Here is a 16,565-nt window from a genome sequence, read left to right as displayed (position 1 = left end):
GCGCCCGCGGCGCCCTTCTTTATTTTTGTAGAGAATGAAGGTTAGAAAGTTCCTGTGCGAGCGTTTCAGCGATGGCTTTCATCCCAGAAATACCTGCTTTTTTCTCTGCATCGGCATTGTAGTTCGTATTTGTATTCACATCATAAGTAAACAAATCGCCACGCTCATTTTGAATGCATTCAATTCCTGCAAAAGCGATGCCGTTGGCTTTTAAGAATGCTTCATAATTGGTCAAAACAGGATGATCGAAGTTTTCAATGATTTCAAATTTAGGAGCGGGTTCTTCTGTTGTCGGACAAAAAGAATCCCCAACTTGACAAGCATCAGCTGGACATAACTCAAAACCTTCAGACGTATCGACACGAACGGCATAGAGGAATTTCCCGCCGACGAACTCACAGCGAGTAATCGAAGCGTCAGGAGCCTGAATGTACTGCTGAAGCAATGTGATCCCATCAATTGAATCTTCAAAAGCATCACTCATCACATAGCCCTTCAACGTCTCTGGATTGTTAAATAGCTGAACGCCGAGACCTTTTCCAGCTCGGTTATGCTTCGTAATAAATGGCTCAGAAAATGCATCAGCTGCGTTCACAAGATGATCTTTTCCGACAGCGGCAATCGTTTTTGGTGTAACCACCCCATGTTTTCTAAGGGCTGCGTATTGGGCAACTTTACTGACTTCAAGGGCTAGTGCGCGGCTATCGTTTAATACTCTTCGCCCATGACTCTCAAGCCATGATAGTACTGCTGCAGTATATTCGGGTGCATAGCGATGATCACGAGTGTGGGAGGAAGCACTCATCCGATTATAGAAAACACCATCTGGTGGTACGTCACTTAAGTCAAAATTCCCTTCGCTCAGAAACCAGTCTTCATATGGGACGTTAAGCTGGTCAAGTTCATGCTTAAGGGGTTTTGTCCATTCCTCGTTCTCATGAATGATATATACTTTTGGGCTCATGTAATAACCTCCTTTTTTAATAACCGTTAAAACCTATCATTTTACTCAAGTATAAAGGAGTTTTCATAAGAATCCCAGTGAAAACGTTCACCTGCCTCAAAATAAAAAAGCAGAGCTCGTTGGCTCTGCTTTAAAAACTAAATTGCCCAGTTTCCTTTGCGGAACACTGGTTCACTTGTCCCGTCTTCTTTAATTCCGTCAATATCCATTTCTTTTGAACCGATCATAAAGTCGACGTGCGTTACACTTTCGTTAGCTCCTGCCGCTTTAAGCTCTTCTTTCGACATGTTTTTCCCACCTTCAAGACAGAAGGAATAAGCATTCCCAATCGCAAGGTGATTCGAAGCATTTTCATCGAAAAGCGTGTTGAAGAAAATGATTTCTGCATTCGAGATTGGTGAATCATGAGGAACGAGCGCTACTTCACCGAGATAGTGAGCGCCTTCATCCGTTTCGATCAGATGTTGAAGTGTTTCATTGCCGTTCTTCGCTTCTGCTTTTACAATGCGTCCTTCTTCAAATGTAAGCGTGAAGTCCTCAATGACTGTTCCGCCGTAGCTAAGGGGCTTTGTTGAGGAAACAACGCCGTTCACACCAGTTTTATTCGGAATTGTAAACACTTCTTCTGTTGGCATGTTCGCAACAAAATGATCGCCTTTCACATTCTCGCTGATTCCGCCAACCCACTGATGAGCCTTTGGAAGTTCAATAGTGAGATCTGTTCCCGGCGCACGATAGTGAAGTTTGCTGTAATGCTTATTGTTTAGATAATCCACCTTTTGTTCAAGGTTAGCACTGTGCTCTTTCCATGCCTGAACCGGATCGCCAGTTGAAACACGAGTGGCCTCGAAAATGGCTTCCCATAACTTGGCTTCCTGTTCTTCATCTGGTGCGTCTGGGAATACTTTCTGAGCCCATCCTTTAGAAGGAACGGCAACTACTGACCAACTATTATGATCAGACATCATATAGTTGCGGTACCCCTCCATCGCCTTGCCTGCTGTTTTGCTTGCATTCGAAATGCGTTCAGGGTCTACACCTTTTAAAAGGTCTGGATTAGAAGAGGTGATTGAGAGAAAAGCCGCTCCGTTCTCTGCCATCTCTTCAAAGCCCTTCGCTTTCCAGGTCGGAAATTCTTTGAATGCTTCGTCAGGTGCTTTGTCAAACTTAATACGAGTTAAGGTTTCATCGTTCCATTCAACGTGGACATTTTTAGCTCCAGCTTTATAAGCGCTTTCAGCAATGTTTCGAACAAATTCGGCTGATGTCAGAGGAGCGTTTACAACAAGAGTTTGTCCTTGTTGAATATTTACTCCTACTTTAACCGCTAAATCTGCGTATTTCTGTAAATTCTCTTGAAACGTAGCCATAGTCGAAGATCTCCTTTTTTCACGTAGTTATACTTCTAAATTGTAGCAGATTTCTTGATTTTTAGTAATTTATTCCCTGATTACCTACTCATAAAGCAAGTTTCTGGCAATAAACCGTCCATTTCGGATATGTTATATGTAAAGTGAAAACTTCCATCAAGAGGAGGTAGTTCATTTCCTTCTGATGGTTAGACGAACCAATCGAACCTTTGGTAGCACTTAAGGGTAGAATAAATCTTCTATATTGGAGTGGTAGAGAATGAGTACGAATTATGAGCTTGCAACATTTGCTGGAGGGTGTTTCTGGTGTATGGTTGAGCCATTTGAAGAAATGCCGGGCATTCAAAGCATCGTATCTGGCTATACAGGCGGAGAGAAGCCTTATCCAACATACGAAGAAGTCATTTCGAAAACTACCGGTCATGTTGAGGCCGTTCAAATTACATTTGATCCAAACGTCTTTCCATACACTAAACTACTTGATCTATTTTGGCGTCAAATTGACCCAACAGATGCAGGCGGACAGTTCTTTGACCGTGGTGACACGTACATCACAGCGATTTATTATCATAACCAAGAGCAAGAGAAACTGGCTGAAGAGTCTCGTAAAGAGCTAGAAGAAAGTGGACGCTTCTCCAAACCGATCGTGACAAAAATCCTCCCAGCCAAGCCATTTTACCCGGCTGAAGATTATCATCAGGATTACCATAAGAAAAATCCTGCCCACTACAATCGCTACAAAAAAGGATCAGGTCGCGCTGATTTCATAGAGAAAAACTGGGCATATGAGAAAAACGATGACGAACTTCGCAGTCGTTTAACAGATATTCAATACGAAGTGACACAAAAAAATGGAACAGAGCGTCCGTTCCAGAATGAGTATTACGATAATGCCAAACCTGGTATCTATGTTGACATTGTTTCTGGTGAACCATTATTTAGCTCAACGGATCAATATGATGCTGGCTGTGGCTGGCCAAGTTTTACGCAGCCGATCAACAATCATTTTGTGAAAGAAAAGAAGGATTTCAGTCATTTTATGATTCGAACGGAGGTGCGAAGCAAGGAAGCTGATTCTCATCTCGGTCATGTATTTAATGATGGTCCTTTAGAGAATGGTCTTCGCTATTGTATTAATTCAGCAGCAATGAAATTCGTTCCAAAAGAAAGTCTTGAAGAAGAAGGATACGGCGAATACCGAGTTTTATTTGAATGAGAAAAGTTGATGTTGCGATTGTAGGTGGCGGTATTGCTGGAATTCTTGCGGCAAGAAAATTAACCGAAGACGGGGTTAATGCCTTAGTACTTGATAAAAGCAAAAGTGTCGGTGGCCGGCTCGCAACGAGAAGAATAGGAGATGGTCGAGCTGATCATGGGGCACAATTTTTCACCGTTCGAACAGATCAGTTCCAGCAATTTGTCGATAAATGGGAACAGAACCAATGGATATCAAGGTGGTTCGGAGACAAACATGCAAGATACAAAGCAACAAACGGTATGAATCAATTAGTAAAGAACCTTGCTAGTGGAGTACCGCATCAATTAAATAGTAAAGTTGAGCGAATTGAGCGGTCTGAAGAAGAGTACGTCGTTATTTTGGAGAAGGGTGAGCGAGTCCAGGCAAGCCTTGTACTATTTACCCCACCTGCTCCCCAGACCCTACAGATACTTGAATCGAGTGACGTTCATGTATCGGATCAATCGCATCAGTCGCTCAACCAAATAACATTCAATCCTGCGGTAGTTGGCCTTCTGACTTTAAAAAAAGAAGACGAAACCAGGCTACCTCCTGAAGGGCATAAGGATTCAGATTTGCCTGACGGCATCGAGCGTATGGTTGATAATCGTGTAAAAGGTATTTCGGATGAACGTATTATAACGGTCTCTGCATCTCCTGATTTCTCAAAGAGTTTTTATCACTATGAGGATGAAGCTGTTTTGGCTGAACTGCTGAAAAGGATAGAGCACTTGCTTCCCTTTGAGTCGTTGGTGTCTCAACAATTAAAAAGATGGCGTTATGCTCAAGCAGTGCACTTTCATGATCATCCATTTCTCAACGTTTCAGAGAAAGAGGCTGTTTTTGTAGCAGGGGATGCATTCTTACATGAAAATGATCAAGCCGGACGAACGCGAATCGAAAGTGCTGTATTATCAGGGTTAGCTGTAGCAGAAGAAATAAAGCAGTTGATGAAAAGGAAGACTTCCACGTGAAGTCTTCCTTTTTTCTGTATTCATCTTGTTCGAAAGTTTTGAAAACAGCATCTTGTTTCGTAACTTTTGCGTTATAATGAATGCGGTGGAAAAATTTTCATACTTGAAATAAATCAAGGTGAAAAGGGTGAAATAATGAATGTAATAACAGAAAATGACCATATAATTGAAAAGATTTTATCGCTTTTTCGATGGGTTTTTCTCCTCATTGCAGGGGTATATTATTATATTTTATTACAGGGAAATAGCTTTGCTTTTTTGAGTTTGCTTATATTTGGTTTCGTTTATATGGCAGTCGCTGAATATGCGCTACATCGAACGCCTTTAAAGTCAAAACGATACCACTACATGACGAAAGTGAGTGTCGCTTTTGATTACGTCGCTTTTCTATGGCTTATTGTGTTAACTGGAGGCGGAGGGAGTCCGCTCTTTCCCATCGGATATTTAATTATCCTCCATGTTGCAGTGTATTGGAAATTTAGCGGAGGTATGATTGCAGCGCTGTGTCTAGGTGTAGGTTATACAGTAGTTCTTATCTTTAGCGGCTATTCGTTTAATGGGGATAATCTAATTTCATACCTTCTAGATTTTATGTTCCTTATATTTATGGGGATTCTTGGCGGGATTATCGTTTCGAGAGAACGGAAGATGCGCTCTAAGAATACTCAATTAGAAGATATTGCGCGGAAAGATTTTTTAACGGATCTATACAATCATCGCTCCTTTCAAGAAGATTTGCGTCACTGTGCTGAGCGAGAGAAGCCGATCCTCGTTGTTATTGCCGATTTAGACTATTTTAAATCAGTAAATGATCAATTTGGGCATCTAGTTGGCGATAATGTACTCCGTAAAATAGGCGAAGTATTAAACAAACAAATTGGAACAAAAGGCAGAGCGTATCGATATGGCGGAGAGGAATTAGCTATTTTGTTAGATGCTGAGGATGTAGAAGAAGCGCGAGAATGTTTGTTACATATTCAGGTAGTTATCAGAAATATGACCTTCACTGCAAAGGGTGAAGATTTTAGTGTGACAATGAGTTTTGGAACAGCACTTTATCCTTTAGAAAATGGCATTATTCCATGCATGAAGCTCGCAGATGAGCGGTTATATCTGGCAAAAAAACAGGGGAGAAATCGAATTTATTGGTATGATCAATATACAGAAAAGGATCACGTCTACTAGCGTGATCCTTCTTTATTTATGATCGAAGTAACGATATGTTTAGATGAATTTTCGAAAAGTGAAAAGTAGTTCAGCACATGCCGACTTGGAAACAATTCTTTCTGAATGACGGATGCCGGCTTGCCATCGTTATGTTTTGCAAGAACCTGGTCTTGAATGGAAAGAAGATAGTAAAGCTTTTCTTCTATTCGTCTGCGCCCGTTCTGTAATATACCAGCATGCGAACAAAAAACGGTCTTAAAGTCTTGTGATAATACTTTTTGGAGTGATTGAATGACGTCTGGAATTGATTCAAAAGGGAAAATGCTTTTTGGCTGACTCATAACGTAGAGATCCCCTGTAAACAGCCAGCCTCGTTCCTTCTCAAGAAGGACCATGTGATCTGGCGCGTGACCGGGCGTGTGAAGTAAATCAAATGTATGATGTTTTGTTTTGAATCGATGTTCGATTCCTTTAGCGTCGAATGGTTTTCGGGAGCCCCAGAAAACGCGGCGATAGAGGGGGAGATGAGGTCTCGCACGACACAAAGGAATGCCTTCAGGATGAATATACATCGGTATTTCTGAAGAAAGCATCGACGCATTGCCTGTATGGTCTTCATGATGATGCGTTAAGATTATTTGGGTATAGCTCTCCTTAGAGAGAAAATCCATTATTTCTTTTTGAAGGCGGCGAGGTCCGCAGTCGATCAATAGCTCATCTACAAGGTACATATACACGTTCATCCGAACGCCACCAAGCTGAAAAGTCCCTTTTACAGCCTTAACACTCTCAAATTCTGAAACGGTGAGCACGATCCATCACACCTTCCGCTAATCTACTTCCAGTATAGCGATTTTAGAAGAGAAAAAAACCTTTTCTCCTAGTTGGGTGATGTGTTTCTGGTGGAGTGGGGTGGATATTGGCTAAAATTTGATTTTATTGTCCAAGTTCCATTTTTATTGGCCAAACCGCCCCAACAGTAAAAAAGAGCTGCCGACTGTCGGTAGCTCTTTCTAGTGATTGAAGCTTACTTCGCGATTGCTTCTAGCTCCACTTCCATATTTCCGCGCGTTGCTCTTGAGTAAGGGCAAGTTTGGTGTGCCGCTTCAACAAGTTCGTTTGCTGTTTCTTGATCGACACCTGGAATTGTAACGTGTAGCTTCGCGCTAAGTCCGAATGCGCCGTCTTCTTCTTTTCCGATTGATACGTGCGCTTCTACTACCGTATCTTTGATTTTAATTCGCTTCATGCGTGCGACCATATTTAAGGCGCTATCGAAACAAGCTGCATAACCTGCTGCAAACAATTGTTCAGGATTTGTTGCTTCTCCTCCCTGACCGCCAAGTTCTTTTGGCATACGAAGGTCCATGTTGATGACGCCGTCGGTTGATTCTACTTTGCCCTGTCTGCCGCCGTGTGCCGATGCTTTTGCAGTATATAACGATTCCATAATAAAACTCCTCCTAATAATTTAAGTTGTGCACAATTTAATTTTACAAGATTAAATATATCTCATCGTTATTTATCTGTCAATAGAAAGCGATCATGTTGACATAACAGCCAAATCGGGATAAGTTGATTGTGCACAACTTATTGTAAAGAAGGGGTTATCATGAACCGTAACGAACAATTAAAACTAGAGAATCAGCTCTGTTTTTCTGTATATGCTTGTTCAAGGGAAATTACGAAGATGTATCGCCCTTATTTGAACCAGCTTGGTATTACGTATCCTCAATATCTCGTTCTCCTAGTTCTTTGGGAAAAACATGAAACAACCGTTAAGGCGCTTGGCGCGGAGCTTTATTTGGACTCAGGTACGTTAACTCCCCTACTAAAAAGAATGGAAGAAGCGGGTCTCGTGATGAGAGAGCGTTCGAAAGAAGATGAACGAAGAGTGATGGTTCGTTTAACACCAAAAGGGGAAGGGTTAAGAGAGGAAGCTTCGATCATTCCAGACGCTATGGCGGCAAACAGTGGTTTATCAAAAGAGGAATTCACGAAGGCGTTATCTGGCTTTCAACAGCTGTTGGACCATATTCATTCCGTGAATGAAAAATAGTAGCAATTTTCCAGATTAAGTTGACATAAGTTATTGGAATTAAGTATAATTATCTCGAATTCAAGATATTAGAAGTTAAGGGTGAACGTTATGAATGATAAAGATCGTGAGCTTTCACTAAAGCTATTCATTGTCCTGGCTAGATCGAATCGCTCTGTTACCGATCATATTAAAACGGATATTCAAAGCTATGGATTAAATCCAACGGAATTTGCTGTACTTGAGTTGCTTTATCACAAAGGAAATCAGCCGCTACAGCAAATCGGTGAGAAAATTCTACTTGCGAGTGGAAGCATCACCTACGTTGTTGACAAGCTTGAAGGAAAAGGGTATTTGAAGCGCAATCCATGTCCGAATGATCGAAGGATCACACATGCTGTTATCACGGATGAAGGTAAAAAGTTAATGGATCGAATTTTTCCTAACCATGAGAAACAAGTCCAGTCGATCTTTGCCGGTTTGGATGAGTCAGAGAAAGAAACGGCCATTACACTACTGAAAAAACTCGGTCACTATGCAGAGGAGCTATAAATTCCTCTTTATTTCTTAATATGATCCAAAAAACCAGCTTCTCACATTATGTAGAGAGGCTGGTTTTTTTGAGTACTTTTGTTTCCTGCATCGCGGTCACGCCAAGCAGGCCAAATAAAGAGAAGCCAAATGTGTTCACGAACCCATGGAAAAAGACCATTAAAGGGATACCGAGAATGACGGTTTCATTCACATGAGCAAACCCATAAATCATAGCGGAACTCATCGAGAATAGCAGAGAAGCGAATGAAATTGAGAGCAACATTTGAACGGAATAATCCAATGTTGGCACTAAATAGACGAGACAAAGAATCGAAAAAACGATGAGCGGTGTTACGAATTCAACGACTGAAATAAACTCAAGAACGGGCAACGAATCCGATAGTGTAATACCAACCGCAATGAAAGGTGGGCCGAATAGAACAAAGATCGCAATCGTTTTAAACCACGGCTGAATGGAAGGTGCTTTTTTTAGAAGCATTTTCCCGATGAACGCCATCGTAATGGGTGTAATGAAAGCGGCATAGTGGAAATGAATAGATGTGAGTAGGACGATTACATCACTAAAATGGAGAATCTGGATGCCTGTCCGATGTAGAATGAGCCAGAGTCCCCCAATGCTTATGTACATTAAACCCAGTTGAATGAGAACTTCAAAAATTGTGCTTCTCTTCCATGTTTGGAGGAGACGAGAAAATCCGTAGAGCGCAATTAAAATCGTTGTAAGAAACCACGGAACGGCTAGAAGTACAGCGAGCGTTCCCTGTTCAATAAAGAAGGAAACACCAGCAAGAACAGCTGATGGAAGCTGAATCCAGGTGGCATAACGATAAAAGGAGTTCTTTCCCTGTGGGACGAGATTTAAGGTTAACGGCACAAGTACAAGATAAGCGAACATTAATAACATCATGACATATTGAAGTGTATCGATTGGAGTAGTGAGTAATTTCGTGACAACGAAGGCTACCCAAAGAAATAGACCGGCAAAACTGCTTGTTTTCATTATGATTTCACCTCTCTTTTAGTGTACGATGAAGAGAAGTGATAGAAAAGGAAATTCTGGGAAGAGAGGCGATTGAAATGGATCGAAAGCCAGTACTAGGTTTTGTTGGGATTGGTGTAATGGGAGAAAGCATGGTTCGAAACTTGATTAACGCGGGATACCACACGCTTATCTCAACGCGAACAAAAAGTAAGGCAGAAGCGCTTATTCAAGAAGGGGCAGAATGGCAAGATGAAGTGAAGGACGTGGCAGCGCATGCTGACGTAATCATCACTATGGTCGGCTATCCTAAAGATGTAGAAGAGCTCTACATAGGTGAGAAAGGGATACTAGAACATGCTAAGCCACATTCGATTCTAATTGATATGACAACTTCTAGCCCGGCTCTTGCTGAAGAAATCTATCAGCATGCCCTATCAAAACAGCTCTACGCGCTTGATGCTCCTGTATCAGGAGGGGACGTTGGGGCGAAGGAAGGGCGACTCTCCATTATGGTTGGTGGAGAGTTAGAAGTGTTTGAAAAAGCTCAACCGATTTTCGAAGTAATGGGACAAAATATTGTTCTTCAAGGCCCAGCAGGCGCGGGACAGCACACAAAAATGTGTAATCAAATTGCCATCGCAAGTAACATGATTGGCGTTTCTGAAGCGATTGTTTATGCGGAAAAGGCGGGATTGAATCCGACAACAGTTCTTGAAAGCATTGAATCTGGCGCAGCTGGCAGCTGGTCGCTAAGCAACCTTGCGCCAAGAATGGTTTCAAATCGATTTGAGCCTGGCTTTTACGTGAAGCATTTTATTAAAGACATGACCATTGCTCTTGAATCTGCCAAGCAAATGGGTATGCTGACACCTGGCCTTGAGCTTTCGAAAAAGCTCTACGAAGATCTTGCTGAGCGTGGAGAAGAAGATAGTGGTACACAGGCACTTGTGAAACTATTTCGCGATGCCTAATTGAAAATGAAAGACCCGGAGCATATGCACCGGGTCTTTCGTTGATTATAAAGGGAAGTTTCCCTCTGCTATCGAATAAACTGTGGTAAACGCTTATTTATCTTCTTTTTGGCGTTTGTCGATTTCTTCTGTTACAACAAACGCAAGGTCATCATTTCCGAAAAGGGATAGGACGCCAATCACCGTTTGATCTGGGATATGCTCTGATTCTTCTTTTGGTACAACGAGTTCAATGCTTTGTTTAAGAGCAGGGTTATTCACCTGATCTGGATAAGCTTTTGCGTAAAGCGTTTCTGGATTTAAGTCATTGTTTACACACCACTGAGCAAAAACAAGAATCATCATGTTTTCATCGCGCTGATAGTTTTCAATAACTTTGTCTTGAATTTCTTTTTGGTCCATAGGACGACCTCCGTTTCATTACTCTACCGCTAGTGTACTCGCAGCTAGAATATGTAGCAAGTCTGTCATTTGTAAAATGATCATGAAGAATGTTCCAGCCTCAAGAAAGAGGTGTCACGACCTGCTATGCTGAAAGGAATTGAACATCATGGAGGCAAAAAGATGAGAAAAAAAGAGATTCGTAGCTGGATGATGTATGATTTCGCTAATTCTGCTTTTGCAACGACGATGATGGCAGCAGTACTCCCTGTCTTTTATTACGATGTCGCTGCCAAGAATATTGACCAAAGCCTTGCCACATCATATTGGGGCTATTCGCAATCCATTGCCGTTCTAATCGTAGCTTTTCTTGCCCCGATCCTTGGTGCTATTGCTGACTATTCTAATTCAAAGAAAACATTTTTGCGCTTTTTTGCTTATATGGGAATGATTGCAAGTGTTTTAATGGCTTTCGTTGGTGAGGGCGGATATTTATTTGCTTCTATTCTACTAATCTTTGGAACAATCGGTTTCTCAGGTAGCAACGTCTTTTACGATGCATTCCTACCCGAGATCGCAAAAGGGGAGGAGATGGACCGTATCTCAGCAAGAGGCTACGCTTTTGGTTATATTGGCGGCGGGCTTCTGCTTCTCGTTAACCTGATGATGATCCTAAATCCATCGTGGTTTTTCCTTCCGAGTACGCTTGTCGCGACGCAGCTTTCATTCGCAAGTGTTGGAGTCTGGTGGTTTGTGTTCTCGATTCCAATGTTCAAAAACGTGCATGAAGTTGAGCATAGTCAGCCGAGATTAAGCGGCTCCTATGTGACAATTGGTTTTAAAAGACTCCGCACAACGTTTAGGGAATTGAACCACTATAAACAGCTTCTTCTTTTTCTAGTCGCTTTCTGGTTATTTAATGATGGCATTTCCACTATTATTAAAATGGCGACGATCTATGGAAGAGATATCGGAATAGGAGCGAATGATTTGATTGCAGCGCTCCTCATTACGCAGTTTGTAGGCATACCGTTCGCCTTCTTATTTGGCTACTTAGCGAAGAAAATTCGCCCGAAACGAGCGCTTATGCTAGCGCTATGGATATATGTGGGCATCGTTTTACTAGGATACTTTATGACAACTGCTACGCATTTCTACCTACTTGCGATCATGGTCGGCTTCGTTCAGGGTGGTGCCCAAGCATTAAGTCGTTCGATTTTCGGAAGTATGGTTCCGGATCATCGCCATGCAGAATTTTACGGTTTCTATGGAATTTCAGCTAAATTTTCAGCGATATTCGGTCCGTTTCTCTTTGCCTTCGTTGGTCAGGTAACAGGCTCAAGTCGACTTGGGATCGTATCGCTAGTTGTCTTTTTTCTAGCAGGCATCTATTTACTTAGTAAAGTGAATATCGAAAAAGGGAAAGAGCAGGCGAAGGTTGTGATGGTGAATGAAGGAGTGGATATGTAATTAGCAGAATCGCGGAAATAAACTTATATTCGCGGAATTAATAATGGTTTTCGCGGAAAAAAGTGAGATATCGCGGAATTATTGAGAAAATCGCGGAATTAAGTGGTTTTCTCTACAGTTCCCACCAAGTAACAGACCACAAAGAAGTCTCTGAGCAGACACACTGCTCAGAGACTTCTTATGATATGAAACCCCTTACAAAATGGGGTCGAAGTGCTTTAACTCAAGTGAAAGCGTGCAATCTTTTCCTGTGTCATACGAGCGGTTGCCGATTTGTGTTTTTAATTCAGTTAGGCAGTTTTCTTCGTTGTGCCAGTAATCATAAATAAGAGGCAGGATACTTGTTGCTTCTTCTTCCGCTTGCTCAAGCAGCTCTTCAAAGGTCGCGGTGGATTCCTCGTCTTTAATAGCTGGATGGATCCAAGTGGTGCCTTCACGATTTAAATAATCTTCATTGCCAATTTGTTTTCGATAGGAAAAGGAAGAGACTTGTTTCTTTAAAAGTTGATTTTTCCATCCGTGTGGATCGAATAATATTTTTAGCGCAAGTACCATATCCCGATAAGATTGAGTAATATAGTCGTCTGGCATACGTTCAGCTGTTTCTGGATAAAAGGTTTGGATCAATTCATACAGCATGAGTTCAATAGGAGGATAGAGTGATTTGCCAATGTGAATCTCTTGGTAAACGGGTGTTTTCCACGTTTCTACATCTTTGTATTCTTTCATCAAAATGGTATCTATAATAATTTCAAGCTGTTGATGTCGGTTGCCTTCAAGACCGGCACGATAGTGGATATAAGGATGCGTGTTTCGATCAAGAATATGATGCGTCACAAAGCCAAGGATATATGCGCGAAGCATCGGATCGTCCTGCTTTCCGTATTCAATCATCTCCATGAGGAATGAACCGCAATGATCTTGATGAAGAACAGATCCCGCTTCTTGAACAGGCTTATTCTTTTTCCAGGGCCAGAAATTATGATAAAAGAAAGGGTCAGGTCCCTGTGCACCAAGTCGAAAGAAAGGCAGGTCACCTTTGATCGTATTCCATATGCCGGCTTCCATCGCAGCTTCTTCTCCGAATAAAATATGTGTCCAGACATTTGGCATCGATTTATCCCCTCCTTATATGTCTTTCTATTAGTATACCTGAAGAGAACTTGTCTTCTTGCCATAATCTTCAGAAAACATTTCTCTTTCTTTTTCCCTTAAATTCATAAATTCAAGCATATTAAAAGCCCGGCGCAGGCCGGGCTACACTTATTTCTTTATTTACTAAAAACGTCTTCAATATCATCAAGCATCAAGTTAGCCGAAATGACGCCACCAGACGTATTCCAGATCGCATCACTCACCTCATGAACGTTACCGTCTTTGACAACTTGAAGATTGTTCCATAATGGATCATTTGTCCATTCTTCCGCAGTGGAATTCGCTTCGCCATCTCCCGCTTCATACGTGAAGTAGAAGAGCACGTCGCCATCCATTTCTGGAATACGTTCTTTCGTTACTTCTTCAGCAAAATCTTCTTTTTGCTGTGATTTTGGACGATCAAAGCCTAGCTGCTCAAGGATAACGCCAGAGAACGAGTCTTTGTAATAAATTCTTGTTTGTCCAGCTAGAAAACGAACAACCGACACTTTTTGATCAAGCTGATCGCCAAGTTCTTCACTCATGGAGTCAATGCGGTCGGTGTAAGCACTCATCACTTCTTCGCCTTTGTCTTCCATATTTAGTGCTTTAGCGTAGAATTTGAAATTCTCCTGCCAGTCGCCTTTCAACGTTTCTGAGTAAACGGTTGGAGCGATCGCGCTAAGCTGATCATAGATGTCTTCTTGACGTAATTTATTTCCGATTATGAGATCAGGTTTAAGTGCAGCGACAGCTTCAAGATTCACTTCACTTTCTGTTCCAACGACTTCAACATCTTTCATATCGTCCGAAATATGCTCATACCACGGGTCGCCGAGCCATGATTGTACTGCCCCAACTGGTGTTACTCCCATAGCAAGTAGTGCTTCTGTTCCTTCATTAGTTAAAATGACAACTTTTTCTGGCTTCTCTGGCACCTCTGTTTCGCCCATTGCATGTGAAACTGTTCGAGTAGACTCTTCTTCTTGCCCACCAGAGTTAGTAGCGTTTTCATTATTCCCACCTGTGCCGCACGCAGCAAGGATCATAAGTACACTTAGACTAACGATGAGCCATCCTTTTTTTAACATATGTATATCCTCCTTGTCATTGATAATCGTTTTCATTTACGATGTAATCATACTGAATTGTCACAAATTAGTCAACAGGTAAATGAGAGTGATTCTCATATTCATTGACACGTTTTCATTCTTTTCTTAAACTTAAAAAGGATGATAAAGAAAGGGATTAACCTTTATGACGTATAAATTACACTCAATGAATAAAAAATGGTTCGGATTAGCAGTTGGCTTGTTGCTTGTCATAATACTGATGCTTGCGAGCGTGGTCTATGGCTTAACAAGTATTACATGGACAACGGCCTGGCAAGCCTTTACGCAGTTTAATGGAAGCAATGAACATATTATTATTATCGAAAATCGCGTTCCGAGAGCACTGATCGGGGCTGCCGTAGGCGCAAGTCTTGCTGTCGCTGGTGCTTTGATGCAGGCGATTACTCGAAATCCTCTTGCTTCACCATCCATATTAGGCGTAAATGCGGGGGCGAGTTTTGTGATAGTGATTGCGGTCACCTTTTTCTCTGTTACGTCACTCGCAGCATTTAGTTGGTTAGCGTTTCTTGGAGCTGCGTTCGCCTCCATCGTCGTGTACGTGCTTGGCTCATTTGGTAGAGAAGGGCTTACACCGATGAAGCTGACCCTTGCCGGTGCGGCCATTGCGGCGATGTTTTCCTCATTAACGCAAGGAATGCTTGTGTTGAATGAGAAAGCGCTTGAAGATGTTCTCTTCTGGCTTGCTGGCTCGATTGAAGGGCGCAGTCTAAATATGCTTTACTCGGTTATTCCTTATATTGGACTTGGCTTAGTCGGTGCGCTTTTGATCAGTCCGAAAATTAACACTCTGGTGATTGGAGAAGATGTCGCAAAAGGACTTGGGCAACGTACCCTGCTTGTCAAAGCTTTCGCAGCACTTTTTATCGTTTTTCTTGCCGGAGGATCAGTAGCCGTAGCTGGACCGATTGGTTTTATTGGCATCGTCGTCCCACACGTTGCTCGTTTTTTTACAGGACCGGATTATCGTTGGGTCATTCCGTACAGCGCAATCATTGGGGCGATTCTTTTGTTATCAGCTGATATTGCCGCTCGGTATGTGATCATGCCACTTGAAGCGCCAGTTGGTGTACTAACGGCTGTTATCGGAACGCCATTTTTCATTTATATTGCTCGAAGGGAGTTTAAACAGCTATGATGAAATACACTTCCTTTCGAATGAAAGCTGTTTCTTTTCTACTAGATCGCCGCTCGCTTTGGGTGATAGCGGGACTGACTGGCGCTGTTATCATCATCGCATTACTTAGTATTGGCCTTGGGGAGATATTTATGACCCCGGATGAAGTGGTGAAGGCGCTATTTGGTTATGGGAATGAGATGAATGAGCTTGTTGTGAAGCAGTTCCGCTTTCCTAGGATCGTCATGTCCATATTGGCTGGCGCGGCCCTTGCAGTATCTGGCGCTATTCTTCAAGGAATGATTCGGAACCCACTTGCGTCACCTGATATTCTTGGCATCACTTGGGGCGGTGCACTTGCAACGATTGGTTTTCTTACGATCTTTAGTGATAAAGCGAATGCCCTTACGGTAAGCATTCAATGGTTGCCGCTCGCTTCCTTTATCGGCGCTATTTTAGCTGGATTTCTTGTGTTTGGTTTATCATGGAAAAATGGTATTTCACCGATTCGTTTAGTATTGATTGGAATCGGGTTAACGGCATTATTGCAGGCGCTAACGACATTATTGATGATTATCGGTCCTATTTACAGAGCGTCTGATGCAAACATCTGGATTACGGGCAGTGTCCACGGAACGAACGGCCAGGATGTTCTGACGCTGCTGCCGTGGGTAGTCGTTCTGATGATTATTTTAATGGTTTACTCAAGAAGGGTGAATTTGCAAGAGCTTGGGGATGATGTAGCAAGAAGTGCAGGAGCGATGCTTTTAAAAGACCGCATTGCGTTACTGTTAATTAGCACGGCGCTTGCAGGAGGGGCTGTTGCATTTGCTGGTGGAGTCGGATTCGTAGGTTTAATGGCACCGCATATTGCGAGAAAGCTCGTCGGATCGTCTTTCGGTGTAGTTGTGCCGGTGGCTGCGCTTGTTGGTAGTATACTTGTGATGATTGCTGACTTAATTGGCCGCACGCTTTTTTCACCTTTGGAGGTTCCGGCTGGTGTATTCACAGCGGCGATTGGAGCACCGTATTTTATCTATTTATTGATTCGATCGAGAAACAAATGATGAGGAGG

The 16,565-nt window shown here is 42.3% G+C and carries 17 protein-coding genes; 9 read left to right on the top strand and 8 right to left on the bottom strand.

The genetic code is table 11. The features are described 5' to 3' along the window. Positions 1–19: 19 nt before the first annotated feature. Together Q4550_RS11035 and Q4550_RS11030 are read right to left on the bottom strand one after the other, a co-directional pair. Entirely contained in the window at positions 20–964 is a 945-nt protein-coding gene (locus tag Q4550_RS11035) for an ATP-grasp domain-containing protein (protein ID WP_303532676.1), read from the bottom strand. A gap of 137 nt (positions 965–1,101) precedes the next feature. Further along, positions 1,102–2,334 carry an aminopeptidase gene (locus Q4550_RS11030; RefSeq protein WP_303532674.1) on the bottom strand — a complete coding sequence of 411 codons (1,233 nt, stop codon included), beginning with the start codon at positions 2,332–2,334 and terminating at the stop codon, positions 1,102–1,104. Positions 2,335–2,593: 259 nt separating this feature from the next. Between Q4550_RS11030 and msrB the strand changes: the two genes are divergently transcribed. The 3 genes from msrB to Q4550_RS11015 all read left to right on the top strand — a co-directional run bounded on the left by msrB (position 2,594) and on the right by Q4550_RS11015 (position 5,730). Continuing rightward, on the top strand, positions 2,594–3,550 hold the full coding sequence (gene msrB, locus Q4550_RS11025; protein ID WP_303532673.1) for a peptide-methionine (R)-S-oxide reductase MsrB: 957 nt from the start codon (positions 2,594–2,596) through the stop codon (positions 3,548–3,550). Further along, positions 3,547–4,545 (top strand): NAD(P)/FAD-dependent oxidoreductase, encoded by a 999-nt coding sequence (locus Q4550_RS11020; RefSeq protein ID WP_303532671.1) that lies wholly within the window; start codon positions 3,547–3,549, stop codon positions 4,543–4,545. The genes msrB and Q4550_RS11020 overlap by 4 nt, the downstream gene beginning before the upstream one ends. Positions 4,546–4,680: 135 nt before the next feature. Continuing rightward, complete coding sequence (locus tag Q4550_RS11015) at positions 4,681–5,730, top strand: GGDEF domain-containing protein (protein ID WP_303532669.1); 1,050 nt, start codon at positions 4,681–4,683, stop codon at positions 5,728–5,730. Here Q4550_RS11015 and Q4550_RS11010 read toward each other — a convergent pair. Together Q4550_RS11010 and Q4550_RS11005 are read right to left on the bottom strand one after the other, a co-directional pair. After that, on the bottom strand, positions 5,727–6,524 hold the full coding sequence (locus Q4550_RS11010; protein WP_303532666.1) for an MBL fold metallo-hydrolase: 798 nt from the start codon (positions 6,522–6,524) through the stop codon (positions 5,727–5,729). The two genes, Q4550_RS11015 and Q4550_RS11010, sit on opposite strands and share 4 nt — an antisense overlap. A gap of 215 nt (positions 6,525–6,739) precedes the next feature. Next, positions 6,740–7,162 (bottom strand): organic hydroperoxide resistance protein, encoded by a 423-nt coding sequence (locus Q4550_RS11005; protein ID WP_303532665.1) that lies wholly within the window; start codon positions 7,160–7,162, stop codon positions 6,740–6,742. Between the two features lie 162 nt (positions 7,163–7,324). Here Q4550_RS11005 and Q4550_RS11000 point away from each other — a divergent pair, with 162 nt between their 5' ends. Together Q4550_RS11000 and Q4550_RS10995 are read left to right on the top strand one after the other, a co-directional pair. After that, a complete protein-coding gene (locus Q4550_RS11000; protein WP_303532663.1) occupies positions 7,325–7,771 on the top strand; it encodes a MarR family winged helix-turn-helix transcriptional regulator in 447 nt (148 codons plus the stop codon). A gap of 81 nt (positions 7,772–7,852) precedes the next feature. After that, the gene (locus Q4550_RS10995) at positions 7,853–8,302 is read left to right on the top strand and encodes a MarR family winged helix-turn-helix transcriptional regulator (protein WP_276511785.1); all 450 of its coding nucleotides are present in this window, start codon (positions 7,853–7,855) and stop codon (positions 8,300–8,302) included. Between the two features lie 46 nt (positions 8,303–8,348). On the opposite strand, the gene Q4550_RS10990 is transcribed toward Q4550_RS10995, so the two are convergent. Continuing rightward, entirely contained in the window at positions 8,349–9,305 is a 957-nt protein-coding gene (locus tag Q4550_RS10990) for a YndJ family protein (RefSeq protein ID WP_303532659.1), read from the bottom strand. A 77-nt stretch (positions 9,306–9,382) separates the two neighbouring features. Here Q4550_RS10990 and Q4550_RS10985 point away from each other — a divergent pair, with 77 nt between their 5' ends. Further along, entirely contained in the window at positions 9,383–10,258 is an 876-nt protein-coding gene (locus tag Q4550_RS10985) for an NAD(P)-dependent oxidoreductase (protein ID WP_303532657.1), read from the top strand. Between the two features lie 93 nt (positions 10,259–10,351). On the opposite strand, the gene Q4550_RS10980 is transcribed toward Q4550_RS10985, so the two are convergent. Then, positions 10,352–10,660, bottom strand: a complete 309-nt coding sequence (locus Q4550_RS10980; RefSeq protein WP_194218254.1) for a hypothetical protein — start codon at positions 10,658–10,660, stop codon at positions 10,352–10,354. 162 nt (positions 10,661–10,822) lie between these two features. On the opposite strand from Q4550_RS10980, the gene Q4550_RS10975 reads away from it, so the two are divergent. Continuing rightward, a complete protein-coding gene (locus tag Q4550_RS10975; protein ID WP_303532655.1) occupies positions 10,823–12,109 on the top strand; it encodes an MFS transporter in 1,287 nt (428 codons plus the stop codon). A 195-nt stretch (positions 12,110–12,304) separates the two neighbouring features. Here Q4550_RS10975 and Q4550_RS10970 read toward each other — a convergent pair whose 3' ends face one another. Together Q4550_RS10970 and Q4550_RS10965 are read right to left on the bottom strand one after the other, a co-directional pair. Next, on the bottom strand, positions 12,305–13,222 hold the full coding sequence (locus tag Q4550_RS10970) for a zinc dependent phospholipase C family protein (protein ID WP_303532653.1): 918 nt from the start codon (positions 13,220–13,222) through the stop codon (positions 12,305–12,307). A 158-nt stretch (positions 13,223–13,380) separates the two neighbouring features. Next, a complete protein-coding gene (locus tag Q4550_RS10965; protein WP_303532651.1) occupies positions 13,381–14,334 on the bottom strand; it encodes an ABC transporter substrate-binding protein in 954 nt (317 codons plus the stop codon). Positions 14,335–14,500: 166 nt separating this feature from the next. On the opposite strand from Q4550_RS10965, the gene Q4550_RS10960 reads away from it, so the two are divergent. After that, positions 14,501–15,511, top strand: coding sequence for a FecCD family ABC transporter permease (locus Q4550_RS10960; protein WP_303532650.1), 1,011 nt, complete (start codon positions 14,501–14,503; stop codon positions 15,509–15,511). Further along, positions 15,508–16,557 (top strand): FecCD family ABC transporter permease, encoded by a 1,050-nt coding sequence (locus tag Q4550_RS10955; RefSeq protein WP_303532647.1) that lies wholly within the window; start codon positions 15,508–15,510, stop codon positions 16,555–16,557. Before Q4550_RS10960 ends, Q4550_RS10955 begins: the two co-directional genes overlap by 4 nt. The last annotated feature ends 8 nt before the right edge of the window (positions 16,558–16,565 follow it).

The organism is Anaerobacillus sp. 1_MG-2023 (assembly GCF_030547345.1).
GTDB classification, from domain to species: domain Bacteria; phylum Bacillota; class Bacilli; order Bacillales; family Guptibacillaceae; genus Guptibacillus; species Guptibacillus hwajinpoensis_B.
Note: the sequence above shows the minus strand (reverse complement) of the source record. Positions and strands in the feature narration are given on the sequence as shown.

What these genes read in the sequence shown, in the direction of transcription:
- Q4550_RS11030 (WP_303532674.1), bottom strand. Translation starts at nt 2,334, where the DNA reads ATGGCTACGTTTCAAGAGAATTTACAGAAATACGCAGATTTAGCGGTT.
- Q4550_RS11035 (WP_303532676.1), bottom strand. Translation starts at nt 964, where the DNA reads ATGAGCCCAAAAGTATATATCATTCATGAGAACGAGGAATGGACAAAA.
- Q4550_RS10990 (WP_303532659.1), bottom strand. Translation starts at nt 9,305, where the DNA reads ATGAAAACAAGCAGTTTTGCCGGTCTATTTCTTTGGGTAGCCTTCGTT.
- Q4550_RS10985 (WP_303532657.1), top strand. Translation starts at nt 9,383, where the DNA reads ATGGATCGAAAGCCAGTACTAGGTTTTGTTGGGATTGGTGTAATGGGA.
- Q4550_RS10955 (WP_303532647.1), top strand. Translation starts at nt 15,508, where the DNA reads ATGATGAAATACACTTCCTTTCGAATGAAAGCTGTTTCTTTTCTACTA.
- Q4550_RS10970 (WP_303532653.1), bottom strand. Translation starts at nt 13,222, where the DNA reads ATGCCAAATGTCTGGACACATATTTTATTCGGAGAAGAAGCTGCGATG.
- Q4550_RS10980 (WP_194218254.1), bottom strand. Translation starts at nt 10,660, where the DNA reads ATGGACCAAAAAGAAATTCAAGACAAAGTTATTGAAAACTATCAGCGC.
- msrB (WP_303532673.1), top strand. Translation starts at nt 2,594, where the DNA reads ATGAGTACGAATTATGAGCTTGCAACATTTGCTGGAGGGTGTTTCTGG.
- Q4550_RS10965 (WP_303532651.1), bottom strand. Translation starts at nt 14,334, where the DNA reads ATGTTAAAAAAAGGATGGCTCATCGTTAGTCTAAGTGTACTTATGATC.
- Q4550_RS11000 (WP_303532663.1), top strand. Translation starts at nt 7,325, where the DNA reads ATGAACCGTAACGAACAATTAAAACTAGAGAATCAGCTCTGTTTTTCT.
- Q4550_RS10960 (WP_303532650.1), top strand. Translation starts at nt 14,501, where the DNA reads ATGACGTATAAATTACACTCAATGAATAAAAAATGGTTCGGATTAGCA.
- Q4550_RS11020 (WP_303532671.1), top strand. Translation starts at nt 3,547, where the DNA reads ATGAGAAAAGTTGATGTTGCGATTGTAGGTGGCGGTATTGCTGGAATT.
- Q4550_RS11015 (WP_303532669.1), top strand. Translation starts at nt 4,681, where the DNA reads ATGAATGTAATAACAGAAAATGACCATATAATTGAAAAGATTTTATCG.
- Q4550_RS11005 (WP_303532665.1), bottom strand. Translation starts at nt 7,162, where the DNA reads ATGGAATCGTTATATACTGCAAAAGCATCGGCACACGGCGGCAGACAG.
- Q4550_RS10975 (WP_303532655.1), top strand. Translation starts at nt 10,823, where the DNA reads ATGAGAAAAAAAGAGATTCGTAGCTGGATGATGTATGATTTCGCTAAT.